Source organism: Mesorhizobium sp. M0815 (assembly GCF_040319995.1).
In the GTDB taxonomy this organism is placed as follows: Bacteria; Pseudomonadota; Alphaproteobacteria; order Rhizobiales; family Rhizobiaceae; genus Mesorhizobium.
Map to the genome: position 1 here is coordinate 18,469 of NZ_JAMYOU010000028.1, position 15,050 is coordinate 33,518.

13 protein-coding genes are annotated in these 15,050 nt (G+C 60.9%); 9 read left to right on the forward strand and 4 right to left on the reverse strand.

Annotated features, from left to right (window positions below; genetic code table 11):
- Positions 1 to 43: 43 nt before the first annotated feature.
- Both NKI01_RS24670 and NKI01_RS24675 read right to left on the reverse strand, forming a co-directional pair.
- The gene (locus NKI01_RS24670) at positions 44 to 1,012 is read right to left on the reverse strand and encodes a GlxA family transcriptional regulator (protein WP_352965019.1); all 969 of its coding nucleotides are present in this window, start codon (positions 1,010 to 1,012) and stop codon (positions 44 to 46) included.
- Between the two features lie 308 nt (positions 1,013 to 1,320).
- Complete coding sequence (locus NKI01_RS24675) at positions 1,321 to 2,034, reverse strand: transcriptional regulator NanR (protein ID WP_352965022.1); 714 nt, start codon at positions 2,032 to 2,034, stop codon at positions 1,321 to 1,323.
- Positions 2,035 to 2,217: 183 nt separating this feature from the next.
- On the opposite strand from NKI01_RS24675, the gene oiaX reads away from it, so the two are divergent.
- Positions 2,218 to 3,480 (forward strand): 3-oxo-isoapionate-4-phosphate decarboxylase OiaX, encoded by a 1,263-nt coding sequence (gene oiaX, locus NKI01_RS24680; RefSeq protein WP_352787838.1) that lies wholly within the window; start codon positions 2,218 to 2,220, stop codon positions 3,478 to 3,480.
- A gap of 4 nt (positions 3,481 to 3,484) precedes the next feature.
- Positions 3,485 to 4,819: a four-carbon acid sugar kinase family protein gene (locus NKI01_RS24685; protein ID WP_352482002.1), complete on the forward strand. Its 1,335-nt coding sequence runs from the start codon at positions 3,485 to 3,487 to the stop codon at positions 4,817 to 4,819.
- A 92-nt stretch (positions 4,820 to 4,911) separates the two neighbouring features.
- On the opposite strand, the gene NKI01_RS24690 is transcribed toward NKI01_RS24685, so the two are convergent.
- Complete coding sequence (locus NKI01_RS24690) at positions 4,912 to 5,340, reverse strand: hypothetical protein (RefSeq protein ID WP_352482004.1); 429 nt, start codon at positions 5,338 to 5,340, stop codon at positions 4,912 to 4,914.
- A gap of 320 nt (positions 5,341 to 5,660) precedes the next feature.
- Here NKI01_RS24690 and NKI01_RS24695 point away from each other — a divergent pair, with 320 nt between their 5' ends.
- The 3 genes from NKI01_RS24695 (at position 5,661) to NKI01_RS24705 (ending at position 9,439) form a co-directional block, all read left to right on the forward strand.
- Positions 5,661 to 7,178 carry a S10 family peptidase gene (locus NKI01_RS24695; RefSeq protein WP_352965025.1) on the forward strand — a complete coding sequence of 506 codons (1,518 nt, stop codon included), beginning with the start codon at positions 5,661 to 5,663 and terminating at the stop codon, positions 7,176 to 7,178.
- Positions 7,179 to 7,325: 147 nt separating this feature from the next.
- Entirely contained in the window at positions 7,326 to 8,768 is a 1,443-nt protein-coding gene (locus tag NKI01_RS24700) for a sensor histidine kinase (RefSeq protein ID WP_352482096.1), read from the forward strand.
- Positions 8,765 to 9,439 (forward strand): LuxR C-terminal-related transcriptional regulator, encoded by a 675-nt coding sequence (locus tag NKI01_RS24705; protein ID WP_023720273.1) that lies wholly within the window; start codon positions 8,765 to 8,767, stop codon positions 9,437 to 9,439. The genes NKI01_RS24700 and NKI01_RS24705 overlap by 4 nt, the downstream gene beginning before the upstream one ends.
- A 39-nt stretch (positions 9,440 to 9,478) precedes the next feature.
- Here the strand turns inward: NKI01_RS24705 and NKI01_RS24710 are convergent, their stop codons facing one another.
- Positions 9,479 to 9,931: a hypothetical protein gene (locus NKI01_RS24710; RefSeq protein ID WP_051409701.1), complete on the reverse strand. Its 453-nt coding sequence runs from the start codon at positions 9,929 to 9,931 to the stop codon at positions 9,479 to 9,481.
- Between the two features lie 907 nt (positions 9,932 to 10,838).
- Between NKI01_RS24710 and NKI01_RS24715 the strand changes: the two genes are divergently transcribed.
- The 4 genes from NKI01_RS24715 to NKI01_RS24730 all read left to right on the forward strand — a co-directional run bounded on the left by NKI01_RS24715 (position 10,839) and on the right by NKI01_RS24730 (position 15,039).
- Entirely contained in the window at positions 10,839 to 11,843 is a 1,005-nt protein-coding gene (locus NKI01_RS24715) for a LacI family DNA-binding transcriptional regulator (RefSeq protein WP_023720275.1), read from the forward strand.
- A gap of 71 nt (positions 11,844 to 11,914) precedes the next feature.
- Entirely contained in the window at positions 11,915 to 13,249 is a 1,335-nt protein-coding gene (locus tag NKI01_RS24720) for an ABC transporter substrate-binding protein (protein WP_023720276.1), read from the forward strand.
- Positions 13,250 to 13,277: 28 nt separating this feature from the next.
- Complete coding sequence (locus tag NKI01_RS24725; RefSeq protein ID WP_031194369.1) at positions 13,278 to 14,204, forward strand: carbohydrate ABC transporter permease; 927 nt, start codon at positions 13,278 to 13,280, stop codon at positions 14,202 to 14,204.
- A complete protein-coding gene (locus tag NKI01_RS24730) occupies positions 14,197 to 15,039 on the forward strand; it encodes a carbohydrate ABC transporter permease (protein ID WP_023720278.1) in 843 nt (280 codons plus the stop codon). The genes NKI01_RS24725 and NKI01_RS24730 overlap by 8 nt, the downstream gene beginning before the upstream one ends.
- Positions 15,040 to 15,050: the final 11 nt, after the last annotated feature.

Here is a 15,050-nt window from a genome sequence, read left to right on the forward strand (position 1 = left end):
CGCAACGGTTGCCCCTAGCCGCAGCATTTCCGCTGCCGGCTTGTCACCGGATTTGCTTTCGAAACTCGCCTGGCGCCATTCCAGTTGTCTTGGAAAAAAGACGGCTGAACGAGGCGACGTCCTGATATCCCACCCGATAGCAAATTTCTGAAACGCTCAGTTTCGTTTCCTCAAGCATGGATTTTGCCAACTCCAGCCGCCTTTCCTGAATCCATTTTCCCGGCGTTGTCTGGAACTCGTCGAAAAACCTGCGAGACAGGGTTCGCGAAGACATCGCCAATTCGGTTGCGAGAAATTTCAAATCGATTTCCGACATCTTGTCTTTCGAGAGCTCACGCAACTTGTCCTCGAATGGGCTGGCCCCGTTCGAAATTCCATCGAGGGAAAATTCGTAGGGACTCTGGAATGTGCGCGGCGGCGGGAGAACCAGAAGTTTTCGAATGATCCGCTCTTCCTTCGAGAAGCCCAGATCGATCAGCAAAGCCCTGGCGAGTTCGAGTCCGGAAAACCCGCCTCCGCATGTGTAGAGGCGGTCCTGGCGAATGAGGAGGCGGGAAGCGTCCCATCGCACTTGCGGAAACCGGCGGCTTGCCTCGGCTCTCAGCCACCAGGATATCGTCGCGCGTTTACCGTCCAATAATCCCGAATTGGCGAGCAGATAACACGCGCCGCAATGCGCTGCGATGATTGCGTCCTGCTGCTGCGCGAGCGCGATCAGCGGTTTTGAATGTTCACTCTCCTCGTCGAGCGAGCGCAGAAGCTCCGGAATCTCGACACCCGGCATGGCAATGAGAATCAGGACATCCATTTTCCGGGATGGTTGAGCCTTTGTCGGGAAGGAAATTCCGGTGCTTGATGCCGACGGCGCGCTCCTTGCAACGAACTCACAGGAGAGAACCTGCGAACGGCAGACGTCATTCACAAGCTGAAACATTTCCACGAGCGTCGAGACGACGGCTGAATAGAAATTCGACGGCAGCCAGATCACAACGTGGAGGCTCCTGACAGCCATTGCGGTACTCCAGTGTCGTTCTCGTGGATGGCAAGCTTAGCATAGTCTTTGCAAAAATTGCCAATTCCAGAACAAGCGCGAGGGGCTCCAGGAGGGCCTATGCGGGCTTGCTGACGAAAGCGGGCCGCGGAAATCCATGGCTGGGAAGATGCAAATGCTGAAATCGTTGAATGAAAACACGCGGCAAATACATCGGATTCAAAGGGCAACAGAAAACTGCGTCGGTCCGGGCTCAGGCTGATCTGTGGTCAGTCAGTAAGCCGAGAGCAAGCCGGCCGCTAGGCCGGTCGGGACCTTGCTCTTGGTTTTCAGCTGCCGGAGTTCATCACGTAAAGCGCACGCGAGCGTTCGAGGTGCTTGATCATCGCCTTCTCGGCGCCATCCGCATCCTTGGCTTCGATGCGTCCGATGATCTCTTCGTGCTCGGTCAGCGTGAACTTTTCCTTGCCGGTCCAGATCAGCATTTCGGTGTGGTATTCCTTTAGCCAGCCAAGCATTGCCTCGCTGACGGCGACATAGATCGGATTGCCGGATATTGTCGAGATCTGGGTGTGGAATTTCATGTCGGCGGATATGAAGGCTTCCGAGTCGCCACGATGGCTGCGCTGCTCTGCAACCGTTGCGCGCAACCGCTGCACGTCCTCGGCGGTTGCCTTCTCCGCGGCTTCCCTGACCATGCCGCGCTCGAAGAAGATACGCGCGTTCTTGAGGTGCTCCAGCGTGTCCTTCGACGACGACAGGATGATCTTGGCGGCGCCGTCGACCTGTTTGATGATCGACTTGGCGGTCAGCTGCAGCACTTTCGCCCGCTCGCCATGCGAGATCGCGACGAGGCCCATATTGCTCAACGCCTGCATTGCCTCGCGGATCGCCGGCCTGCCGACCTCGAAGCGCTCCATCAATTCGCGCTCCGATGGCATGTCGTCACCCGGCAGCAATTCGCCGCTGGTGATCAGGCGCTTCAGTCTCAAGAATACTTCGTCGGAAAGCTTGCGCCGGACGATCGGCTCCGAACGGTTCATCGTCGCGAATCACTCCTTTGACCGGCCCCTATCTAGCATTTCCGGCGTGAATTCCGGAACGCCTGCTGCCGGCTCGCCCGGCCCTGCCCAGCCGGATAGGGCTTGCAAAGCTTATGTACTCATTATACCAGATTTCAAGGGCCAAGGAACCTTTTTCGAACCACCCCGGCAGGCCGCGCGAATATGATTGTTCTCACCTATTGCATCGAAACGCCCGGCAATATCGAGGCGCTGGCGGCCAAGATCGCAAGCGACCAGTCGACCGGAACCTTCGTCGCGCTGGCCGGCGAGACCGAAGAGCTCAAGGCCAGGGTCGCGGCGCGAGTCCTGGCGATACGGCATCTGCCGGATGCGGATCGGCCGTCTGTTCCCGAAACCGGTCCCGAAGCGCGCAATGGCCCGGTCAAGCGCGCCGACGTCGACATCGCGTTTCCGCTAGACGCCATCGGCACCGACTTGTCGGCGTTGATGACCATCGCCATCGGCGGCACTTTTTCGATCAAGGGCCTGTCCGGTATCCGGGTCGTCGACATGAGGCTACCCGAGGAGTACCGGGGCGCGCATCCGGGCCCGCAATTCGGCGTCACGGGCAGCCGCAGGCTGACCGGTGTCGCGGATCGTCCGATCATCGGGACCATCGTCAAGCCGGCGCTGGGGCTCCGCCCGCCCGAGACGGCCGCAATGGTGCAAGAGCTGATTGCCGCCGGCGTCGATTTCATCAAGGACGACGAGAAGCTGATGAGCCCGGCCTATTCACCACTGTCGGAGCGGGTGAGGGCAATTATGCCGCTGATCCTCGACCACGAGCAGAAGACCGGCAAGAAGGTCATGTATGCCTTTGGCATCTCACATGCCGATCCCGACGAGATGATGCGAAACCACGACCTGGTGGCAAAGGCCGGCGGCAATTGTGCTGTGGTCAACATCAATTCGATCGGTTTTGGCGGCATGGCTTACCTCCGAAAGCGCTCCAGCCTGGTGCTCCATGCCCACCGCAATGGCTGGGACATTCTCACCCGTCATCCTGGCCTCGGCATGGACTTCAAGGTCTGGCAGCAGTTCTGGCGGCTGCTCGGCGTCGACCAATTCCAGATCAATGGCATCGCCTCGAAATACTGGGAACCCGACTGGTCCTTCGTCGAATCCTTCAAGGCGGTGACCACGCCGATCTTTTCGCCGGCCGATTGCGCATTGCCGGTCGCCGGCTCCGGCCAGTGGGGCGGGCAGGCGCCTGAAACCTTCCAGCGAACCGGCCGGACGGTCGATCTTCTCTATCTCTGCGGCGGCGGCATCGTCAGCCACCCGGACGGGCCGGGCGCCGGCGTGCGCGCCGTGCAGCAGGCCTGGAAGGCGGCGGTCCAAGACATCCCGTTGGCGGATTATGCCTTGAGCCATGTCGAGCTGGCGCGGTCGATCGAGAAGTTCGGCGACGGCAAGGCGGCCTGACGCCATGCAAAACCTGCTTCTGAGTTATTATGGCGACGACCTGACCGGCTCGACCGATGTGATGGAGGCGCTCGAGCTCGGCGGCGTGCCGACCGTGCTGTTCATGCGGCAGCCGGACGAGGCGCTGCTTTCGCAATTTGCGCATTGCCGCGCCATCGGGCTGGCCGGCACCAGCAGAAGCGAGACGCCGCAGTGGATGGACACGCATCTGCGAGATGCCTTCGCCTGGCTGAAGACCCTCAACGCCGAGATCTGCCACTACAAGGTCTGCTCGACCTTCGATTCCAGCCCGGCAATCGGCAGCATCGGCCGGGCGATCGAGATCGGCCGCTCGGTTTTCCGGCAAGGCGGCGTGCCGCTGGTGGTCGGCGCGCCGCAGCTGAAGCGCTACACCGCCTTCGGTCATCTCTTCGCGGCCTACCGCGACAAATATTTCCGTATCGATCGCCATCCCGTGATGAGCCGCCATCCGACCACGCCGATGGACGAATCCGACCTGCTGATCCATCTGTCGCGCCAGACAGACCTCAGCTCGGGGCTGGTCGACCTGGCGACGCTGCAATCGGCGTCGCGGTCGGAAGCATTCGACCGGCTTGTGGAGAATGGCACAGACATCGTGCTCTTCGATGCCGACAGCCTGGAAACCCAGGCGCTTGCCGGCAAGGAGATATGGCGCGCTCGCAGGCCGGGCGGTTATTTCGTCGTCGGCTCTTCAGGCATCGAATATGCCTTGCTGGCCGAATGGGCATCGAACCGGATCGTGGATGCCAAACTCGCGTTTTCGCCGCCGGGAGCTGCCGACAGGATCGCCGTGGTCTCGGGGAGCTGCTCGCCGACGACGGAACGGCAGATCCGGCATGCTCTAGCCGATGGCTTCGACGGGATCGAGATCGACCCGGTCGAACTGGTTTCTGAGGCTTCGAACGACGCTATTGCGCGCGCGGTTGCAACCGGCCGCTCCAGCCTGAAGGCCGGGCGCAGCGTCATCCTCTACACCGCGCTCGGACCGGCGGCCGACCGCGGTGCTGAAATCGATCTCCAGGAAGGCGCCCGCCATAAGCTTGGCCGCGGCCTTGGCGAGCTTCTCCGCGAATTGACGCTTCAAGAGAAGCTACTGCGCGTGGTCATCGCCGGCGGCGATACGTCGAGCCACGCACTTGGCCAGATAGGCGTCGATGCGCTGACGGTGCGAATGCCGCTGCCGGCATCGCCGGGCTCGCCGCTTTGTCTCGCGCATTCGCGCATCGAGGCGATTGACGGGCTGGAAATTGCCCTCAAGGGCGGACAGGTCGGAACCGACCGCTATTTCTGCGCCATTCGTGATGGGATCGGCGGTTGAGAGCAGAAATTTAGGTAAGTCGTTGGTGCTCAAATCGAGATCCGGCAGCATCCATTAGCCGGCAAATCAATCAGAGGCGTGTCTGATCCCGGTTACCGCGTGCGACCCATCGCCTTGACTGGATGGCGCTGACGGGCATAGGCGACACAGGCGTCCACCGTGCTGACACAGAGTCCGTCGCGGTTGTTCGGCAGGTTGTTGTCGCCGGCGTAGGCGACCTCGGCAACATGGCCGTCAACCATTCGAATTTGCGTATTGCAATAGCCGCCGGGGGCGACGTTGACGGAACCTCCGAGCGCCGGGACGGGGCCAATGGCCACGGTCGGAACCACAATGTTGAGATTGCCGCGTTGAACGACGCGCTGATAGGTCCAGATCTGGCCGGATCTGCCAACATCGGCGGTGGCTGTCGGAAAGCCGGCACACATTCGAACATCCGCTTCGCTAAGGCCGACCATCTCCTTGCGGGCTGCTGCCGCCGTGGCGTCCTCCTTCGCAGTGCTCGACGTGTCGTCGGGCATGACGCAGGAGGACAGGATGGCGGCGCTTACGGATAGAACGAGAAGGGCAAGCTTTCGTGTGTGGAAAGATGTCATACCAACTTCGGATTGCATGGGAGCCCCGAATGCCAACCTAGGAAGTGAGCCAGTCGAGTCAACCGGCAGAAATTCACGAAGTCGTTTGGTGCGCCACCGCCGCGCATCTGCTGCAAGGGGTTGACGCTGCTGCCATGACCCTCGCACCCTGTCTTCCGCCTGGACGCCGAGTACTGGCGCACGGTGCTGTGACTTTGGTTCGGCCGACGGTGTGCTAGTTTCCAGCCAATTGCTCCGGAGACGTCATGCTTATCAAGCTGCAAGAAATCGCCCTCGCTCTTCTGCTGTTGGCCGCCGGCGCTGGGGCCAGTCATGCGGAGGCGGCCCAGCGGCCGCCGCCCACAGGCGGGGTTCTCTCGCTCCTGCCGCCGCCGCAGACTTCCGATCATTCGATCGTCATCGCCGGACGCACGCTCGATTACGAGGCCAAGGCCGGCACGCTGTCATTGCCGTCCGGCAAAGGCGATATCACCGCCGAGATTTTCTATGTCGCCTATGCACTGCATCCCGGAAAAGAAACGGGACCGGATCGGCGGCGTCCGATCACCTTCGTGTTTAATGGCGGTCCGGGAGCAGCTTCCGCCTATCTGCACCTCGGCGCGCTCGGTCCGCGGGTCCTGGCGACGGCGGCCGATGGAAGTTTCCTGCCGCCGCCACAGAGGCTGTTCGATAACCCCGACACTTGGCTCGACATGACCGACTTGGTCTTTGTGGACCCTGTCGGAACCGGTTACAGCCGTGAAGCGCCCGGCACGGAGGCACACAGCTTCTGGGGCGTCAGTCAGGACGCCGCGTCGATAGGCGCGTTCATCCGGCTCTATCTGGCGCAGACCAACCGCACGGCATCGCCGGTGTTTCTTGCCGGCGAAAGCTATGGCGGGTTTCGGGCGGCATTGCTCGCCAGGAAGCTTCAGGAAGACATCGGCATCAGCCCGAGCGGCGTCGTGCTGATTTCGCCGGCGCTCGAATTCACGCTGGTGCGCCCGGACGAGTTCCAGCCGCTCCACTGGGCGCTGGAACTGCCGTCGCTGGCGGCAGTGCGCCTGCACAGCGAAGGCGTTTCCGGCCCGGCTCTGCAGGAGCGGCTGGCAGAAGTCGAACGCTATGCGCTCGGCGATTATCTGGCCGCGCTAGCCGGTGGACTGGAGCAAGGTGGACGGCTGGCGAGCCAGCGTGTCGCCGAAATCACCGGTCTGCCGCTCAACCTTGTCCAGCGGCACTTTGCACGCATTCCCATAGGGCTCTTTGCCAAGGAGTTTGCACGGGCAAAGGGCAATGTTCTCAGCGCCTATGACGGCAACATCGCGACGGCGGACGTGGCGCCAGAGAGCCTTGGAGTCGAGGGTCCCGATCCGGTGCTCGACCGAAGCGTGCCGGCGCTCACCTCTGCTTTCGTCGGCTACGTGCGTGATGAATTGAACTTCCGTACGGATATCAGCTATCGGCTTCTCAACCGCGAAGTTAGCGGCAATTGGGACTATGGAACGAGCCCGACGCGTCAGGGCTATGCGGGTGTCATGGACGACCTTCAGCAGGCGCGCACGCTGAACCCCAATCTCGGCGTGCTGATCGTCAACGGCTACAGCGACCTGGTGACGCCGTACATGGGCTCGCGCTACCTGCTTGGTCAAATTCCTTCACTTGCCGGCGCAAAGCCCATTCGCGCCGAGGTGCTGGAAGGCGGGCACATGATGTATCTGAGGCCGGATGGACGGGCGGCACTGAAGCAGGCCGCGTCCGAGCTTTACCGAACGACGCAATGAGACAGTTGCGCAAAAAAGCGCCGGATGCGCTGTTCGCCCTCTCATCAGGCCCTAGTTCCATCGCAATTGATCGGTTACACACCAAGGATGGCGTCTTTTAGCGACGTTCGACAGCAAATTAGCCGGTTCTCCAGAATCGCGCCACTGATGCGGCGTGTTGCCGAGCGGGCCACTCGGAACACTAGACCACACTGGGTGACAAGCCTTGTCGGCCGCTGGAACGCGTTGTCGCTGGCCACGCAGTTCCTGCTCGCGGGTGGTCTATTCTCCCTGTCGGCCATGGTGGTGGTGGGGATTTCAGTCACGAGCCACATAGAAGCCGTGGTCACGCAGAATTCGGCATCCGCTACGGCTCTTTACGTGGACAGCGTTATCGCGCCGCTGCTTCCGGATATGCGCAAGAGCGAAGTCCTCGACGAGAGCGTCGCCCACGCGCTCGATGAAACGCTGGGACAAGGGGCACTCGGCACAAGGCTCGAATCCTTCAAGCTCTGGCGTCGCGACGGAACCATCCTGTATTCGACCGACAAGACATTGATCGGCAAGCGCTTTGAACCCAGCGGCAATCTCCGCGCGGCGTTTGCAGGCCAAATGGTTTCGGAGTTCGACAAGCTCGACGATCCGGACAGCGAGGCCGAAAGAGCCAGCGGCTTGCATCTCCTCGAGATCTACAACCCGGTGCTGCAGCCATGGTCGGGGGAAGTGGTGGCCGTTTCGGAATTCTACGAGGTCGCCACTGATTTCGAAAGAAACCTGCATCAGGCACTTATTCGAACCTGGCTGGACGTTGCCGCCGTCACAACGGCCTTCTTTCTCGGGCTGTCGGCAATCGTGTTCCGTGGCAGCCGCACGATCAGTTCGCAGAGCCGCTCGTTGAAGCAGCGCATTGCTGAACTCTCCGACCTGCTTGCTCAAAACAGACTGTTGAGGCTGAAGGTGCAGCGTGCCTCGCAGCGCGCCACCGCACTCAACGAACGCTATCTCAGGCGCATCGGTGCGGACTTGCACGATGGGCCCGCGCAACTGGTTGCTCTCGCAGCGCTGGGGATCGACAGCCCCGTCATTGCCGATCCCGCTACGCCGTCAGCCGAACGTGCACAGGAATTGCTAGCCGTCAAAGCACATCTGGACGAAGCCATGCGCGAGATCAGGAGTATCAGCAAGGGCCTTGTCCTGCCGCATATCGAGCATGCCGAGTTGGCCGAAATTCTCGAGCTTGCCGTGCAAGCGCACGAAGAACGAACCGGAGCCAAAGTGGCGCTATCGATGACCGGCGGCCATGCGACGTTGTCGCCGGCGGCCAAGATCTGCATCTTCCGCTTCGTCCAGGAGGCGCTGAACAATGGATTTCGCCATGCCGGAGGTGAAGGTCAGTCGGTCGAGAAACATTTCGACGGCGAGCGCGTTTGTATCGAAGTGTCCGACGCCGGCCCTGGCTTTGACCCACAAATCGTGCGTCCCGAGAGGCTGGGGCTCGTTGGGCTGCGCGAGCGGGTGGAAAGCCTCGGGGGCCAGTTTACCGTGACTTCCTCACAAAGTGGCACGATCGTGAAAATGGCTCTCAACATCGTTGAAATGGGGCAGACATGACCGCAGCCATCAAGCTTGCCATCGTCGACGACCACCCTCTGTTCAGGGAAGGGGTTGTGCGCACGCTCGATCAGATCGGCGGATTCGAGATAGTCGGTGAAGGAAGCAGCAGAGATGACGCCCTGCGGATAATCGAAGACCAGCGGCCCGACATTCTGCTGATGGACATCTCGGTTCCCGGAGGTGGCCTTGGTGTGATCGGACCGGCCCTGGAGCGGCAGCCGGCATTGAAAATCGTGATGCTGACCGTTTCGGAAGAAAACCAGCACGTGATGACCGCGTTGCAGAGCGGGGCAAGGGGCTATGTTTTGAAGGGGGTCGGATCGAGGACGTTGGCTGCGATCCTGCGCACGGTAGCGTCGGGCGAACGATATGTCTGTCCACAATTATCGGCGCGCCTGTTGGCCGATCTGTCGGCTCAATCAAAAGAGCCGGCGAAAGCTGACGGACTTGCCGAACTCACCAGCCGCGAAAGGGAGATCCTGACGCTGGTTGCCGCGGGACTGAGCAACAAGCGGATCGGGCTTCGGCTGAACCTGCATGAGAAAACGATAAAGCACCACATGACGCGAATCCTGGCCAAGCTCAACGTCAGCAACAGGACCGAAGCCGCAATGACGTTGCGCGACGCGACTGAGCGCCGGCATCCGACTGTTCGCGATCATGCTTGAGCCAAAATTGCCGCACAGCGCAGCTATGTGAACTGGCCCTCAGTTGATCATTTCAAGCAATCTGTCCCGATCGGAACGCGTCGCCAGGCGCCGAATGATGGTGCGGCCCTTGGCATCCCGCATTTCATATTGGCCGCTGTCGATGCGTTCGCTGAGGCCGTTCGAATGCACCACGCCAATGCTCGGCCCACGCACCTCGACCCGGTCTCCTGTGGTCGCGTTGACAAAGAGTTTTGGCTTGCTGTCGGGGTTTACCGCAGGGGCGGGATCAGGGGGATTGTCGTCCTGCGACTTTGCTTTGCCCTTGCCGGCTCCAGCGTTCGAGTTTGAATTGCCGGAGTTTCCACCCGAATTGCCTGAATTCCCGTTCCCGTTTCCGCCATTGCCGTTGCCGTTCCCGCCGTCTTTGGCACAGGCGGCCTGCGGGCCGAGCGTCGGCGACGGTCCGTCGAACATGACGCGATACGGGCCTACGACGAGAATGAAGGTCAACACGATTACGGAAATACCGACACGACGTCCTCGTGAAGATCTGGTCCTTCGTCTCCGGGTCGTCATCAATGAACTTGCCAGTCGCATGTCGTAAATCCCCTTAATCATACGGACCTGTCGTGCTGCCTCCTGTTCGACTTCGTGTCATGCTTAAAACAATGGTTTGTATCCGGGACGTCAAGACCCACCAGTCCCACGATGGTAACTGGTGGGTCTCGCTGGCGCAGGAAGGGACTATTTACTGCGCAAGTCTTTTGCCTTCCGTTGGTTGCGTCTCTCGGTGATAGCGCCGACTTCCCACCGTCAGCCAACAATAAATCCAATGGCCGCGATCCCGAAACACAGGCCAAACAACGGAAAAAGCAGCCAACGTGCCTGATGAATGCTCGGGTCCATAGCGGCCTCCTGTACCAGTCGGCATCGCAACGGGGTTCTTTGGAACTCAGTTCCTGAAACTCTCGCATTTCGGGCTTTTGCGATAGCAGCCTCGGACCAAAGTTTGGCCGTGCAGGTCCTTGGTCGACAGTCTTACAGACTGAAGTCCCTATGCCAGGAGCAATGGACCCCGCCTTGCATTCGGCAACCTTTGTATCCGACTGGCAGCTGCGATCCACCGCTCCCTTCGAATGCTTTGCGTTCCTGGCACTATGGCAACAGCGACGTTGGTCCACTGCCATGTCGTTGAAACGTCACCAATACAGACCCATATGAAAGTTGCGTCGGACGTCTCCTCCCATTGCGTCCGGCGCGTTCCCCTCTGGAGGTTACAGACCTTCACGCTTGGCCGGGCTTAACAGTCCGGCTTTTTCTTTGGTCATTTGTGCAGCAATCCGCCGGACGACTCCAATCTGCGAGGCGTCAGTAAAATCGATTTGCAAATGCATTCATGTGCTCATAACCTGTCACTATGAGCACGATTTCCAAAGTTGCCACGCGAGCGGGCGTGTCGCGCACGACAGTGTCGCATGTCATCAACCATGCGGACCGGGTATCGAAACCGCTGCGTGAGCGCGTACAAGCGGCGATCGACGAACTCGGTTATACGCCTAACCCGCAGGCGCAGAGCCTGCGCACCGGCCGCACCAACATCATCGCGATGCTGATCCCCGACATCCGCAACCCGTTCTACCCGGAGCTGGTGAAGACGGCGCAGTCGACGCTCGAAGTGGTCGGCCTCGACATGCTGATCTTCAACACCGACGTACCGGGCGGACATTCACAGGATCACGGCCGCGAGTATTTGCGCCAGATCGGGCGCAAGCGGGTCGACGGCGTCATCGTTGCCGACTTCGCGCTGCACGGCATGCACAGCGAGCTGCTCAACCTCGATCTGCCCGCCGTCTTCATCGGCAATCTCCCCAATCAAGCCGTCGACAGCGTCCAGCTGGACGATTTCGGCGGCGGCTATCTGATGGGCGAGTATCTGGCGAAGAGGGGCCATCGCCGCGTCGCCCATGTCACCGGGCCATCCTTTTTCAAGGAGGCGATGGCGCGTGCCGCGGGCTTCGAGAAAGGGCTTGCCGACAATGGCGTGCCAATCGCCGCCGATCTTCGGTTCGAGGGAAGCTATCTTGCCCCGTCAGGACGGGAGGCGGTCGCTTGGCTCCTGGACAAGCACGGCGGAAACCTGCCGTCGGCGATGTTCTTCGCCAATTATCTGATGGCCTCCGGTGCGCTGACTGAATTCTACGACCATGCGATTAATATCCCTCAGGATATCGCCATCGCGGTCTTCGATGACCTGCCTCAGCTGGAATATGTCAGGCCGAAGCTGACCCGTGTCGGCAACAGCCCGACAATGCTCGCCAAGCGCGCCACGGAAATGCTGCTCGAGCGCCTGGGCGGCAAAGTCGAGGGCGCGCCGCGCACCGAAGTGATCCCATGCGCGTTGAGCCCATCCGACAGCGCATGACGTCAAATGCCGGCAGAGGGAACGGAGGTCCTTCGCCAACGTTCGACCGAACAACACCCAGGGAGGAAATGATGACTGACAAAACGACCCTCAACCGCCGTCGGCTGATCCAGGGCGGCGCCACTTTCGCCGCCGCCGGCCTTACAGGCTTCCCGTTCATCAATAGGATGGCCTTGCGCGCTCAGGAAGCGCCGCTGAAATTCTGGCAGTTCTATGCGCCGGGCGGAGACGTGAAGCCACAGGTCCAGTGGTTCGAAAAGCTGGTGGCCGACTGGAACGACGGCCACGACCAGAAGGTCGAGCTCGAATATGTCGTCAACAGCGAATACATCTCCGGCTCCAAGCTGGCGACGGCCTTCGCGTCGGGCGAGGGCCCCGACATCTTCCTCATCAGCCCCGGCGATTTCCTGCGTTATTACAATGGCGGCGTACTGGCCGACCTGACGCCGCATATCGAGGATGCCGCGAAAGCCGATTTCCCGGAAAGCGTCATCGCCAACCGCATGGTCGACGGCAAGATCTACGGCGTGCCGATGGAGGTCGAGCCGATGGCCTTCTATTATTCGGTCAAAGCGTTCGAGGAAGCAAAGCTCAACGAAAACGACGTGCCGAAGACCTGGGACGAGTTGTTGGCGGTTGCCAAGAAGCTGACGACGCCCAACCGTTATGGCGTGCTGTTCGAAACGACGCCTGGCTATTACCAGAACTTCACCTGGTATCCGTTTCTGTGGCAGGGCGGCGGCGAATTCCAGGGTAAGGACGGCAAGAGCGCCTTCGATTCGGCGGCCACGGTCCAGGCGCTTAAACTCTGGCAGGATGCTATCAATACCGGTGTGGCGCCGCGTCAGGTGGTCGGCGGCGGCTTCGACATCGTCGCCAATCTCGGGGCAGGGCTGTGCGCCATGCAGAGCTGCGGCATCTGGGGCATTTCGGCGATGGACAACAACGCCAAGGACGTGCCCTACGGCATCTTCAAATTGCCGACACCTGCCAATGGCAAATATGTCACCGTCGGCGGTGGCTGGGCCTTCGTCGCCAATGCCGGGGGCAAGAACCCGGATGCTTCCGCCCAGTTCTGCGCCTGGGCGCTGGCCTCGATGGATCAGGGATCGATCGACCGGGTCGTCAACTGGTGCACGGTCGCCAAAAGCGACATGCCGCCGCGCAACAGCGCACTGAAGGCCGGCGCCGATGTCTTCAGCACGGGTAAGTTCGGCACCTTCGCCAAGGAAATCCACCCGGGAACGCGTGCCGAACCGCGGGTTCCGCCTGAAGCCTACAAGATCATCTCGGATGCCATCCAGTCGGCACAGCTTGGCGGGGTCGATGCCCAGCAGGCCGCGACGGCAGCCAGTCAGCAACTCGACGCGTTCCTCGCTTCCTATTCCGGCGCGCCGATCCTTTAGGTCCCCTTCCAGCATGCACGCAGACGAGATGAAATCGCCGGCCGCGGGCGCCAAATCCGCTCGCGGCCTTACCGCCAAGCAAAGGGAACGCTACGCCGCATGGCTGTTCGTCCTGCCCGATGCGCTCGGACTGCTGGTGTTCGTCGGCGTGCCGATGCTGCTGTCGCTCGCCGTCGGGTTTTTCGAGGTCAACGGCTTCGGCGGCTATAGATTCGTCGGGCTCGGCAATTATCGGCGCATGTGGAGCGATCCGCTGTTCTGGTCGTCGGTGAAGGTGACCGTGGCCTATGCCGTCATGCTGGTGCCGGCGCTCTACGCCGCCGGGCTGGGGCTGGCGCTTCTGGTGCAGAAGACCAACCGCTTCAACGCGGTCATGCGCTCGATGTTCTTTGCGCCGCAGATGGTCAGCCTGGTCGTCGTGGCGCTCGTCTGGCAACTCATGCTGGTCGAGAAGGTCGGCATCGTCAGCCGGCTGGCGCCGCTCGTCGGCCTCAGCGGAATTTCGCTGCTCGGCGATCCAAATCTGGCGCTGTTCACGCTGGTGCTGGTCAGCGTCTGGTTCCTGATGGGCTTTTACATGCTGATCTTCCTCGGCGGGCTCCAGGACATCCCGGCAGAGTATTACGAGGCCGCAAAGATCGACGGCGCCGGGCCGGTGACAAGCTTTTGGTACATTACCTTGCCCTTGCTCAAACCGACCAGCTTCTTCGTCCTCCTGGTCTCGCTGGTCGCGGCTGTCGCCGGCGGCCAGGTCTTCGACCTGATCTATGTGATGACCAAGGGCGGGCCCGTCAATTCGACCTCGGTGCTGATCATCTACATCTACAAGCAGGCGTTCCAGTTCGGCGCCTTCGGCTATGCATCGGCAATGGCATCGCTGCTGGTGCTGGCGCTGATGCTGGTCACGGTGTTCTTCTTCCTGCTGACGCGCGGCGGACGTTTCGAGCATGACTGACAGCCGAACTCCTTCCACGCGTTCGCAGATACGAGCGGCGAGGCTTGCCTGGATGCTGGCGACCGCGGCGCTTGGCCTGATGACGGTGTTCCCGCTTGTCTGGATGCTGGTCATCTCGCTCAAGCCGGCGAGCGACGTCTTCACGCCGAGCCTCATTCCGGAACAGCCGACGCTCGGCAATTTCCTCTATGTGCTGACCGAGGTGCCGTTCCTGCGCTACCTTTTCAACTCGTTCTTCGTGTCGGCGACGGTGACCGTCGCTGCGCTGTTCTTCCATTCGATGGCCGGCTATTCGCTCGCACGGCTGCGTTTTCCGGGCCGCGACATCCTGTTCCTCGCCATGTTCTCGACGTTCCTGGTGTCGCTACCGGTGATCATCGTGCCGCTGTTCATTTTGACGCGGACGCTGCACATGCTGGACAGCTATGCCGGGCTGATCATTCCGGCGATCTTCAACGCATTCGGCATCTTCCTGCTCAGGCAATACTACCTGTCGCTGCCGAGGGAGCTGGAAGAAGCGGCGATCATGGATGGCGCCAGCTATTGGCGCATCTATTGGAGCATCATCCTGCCGCTCAGCCGGCCGATCCTGTCGGCGTTGGCGATCCTGTTCTTTCTCGCCAACTGGAACGCTTTCCTGTGGCCGTTGACGATCACATCGGACCTCAACCTCTGGGTGGTGCAGGTTGCCATCGCAAACTTCAAGAGCCAGTACGCCGCCGCCTGGAATTATGTCATGGCCGCCTCGACCATCGTCGCCGTGCCGATGCTGGTCCTCTTCGTGATCTTCCAGCGCCAGATCATGGAATCCATCAAGACAAGCGGCCTGAAATAACCGCTGAAGCA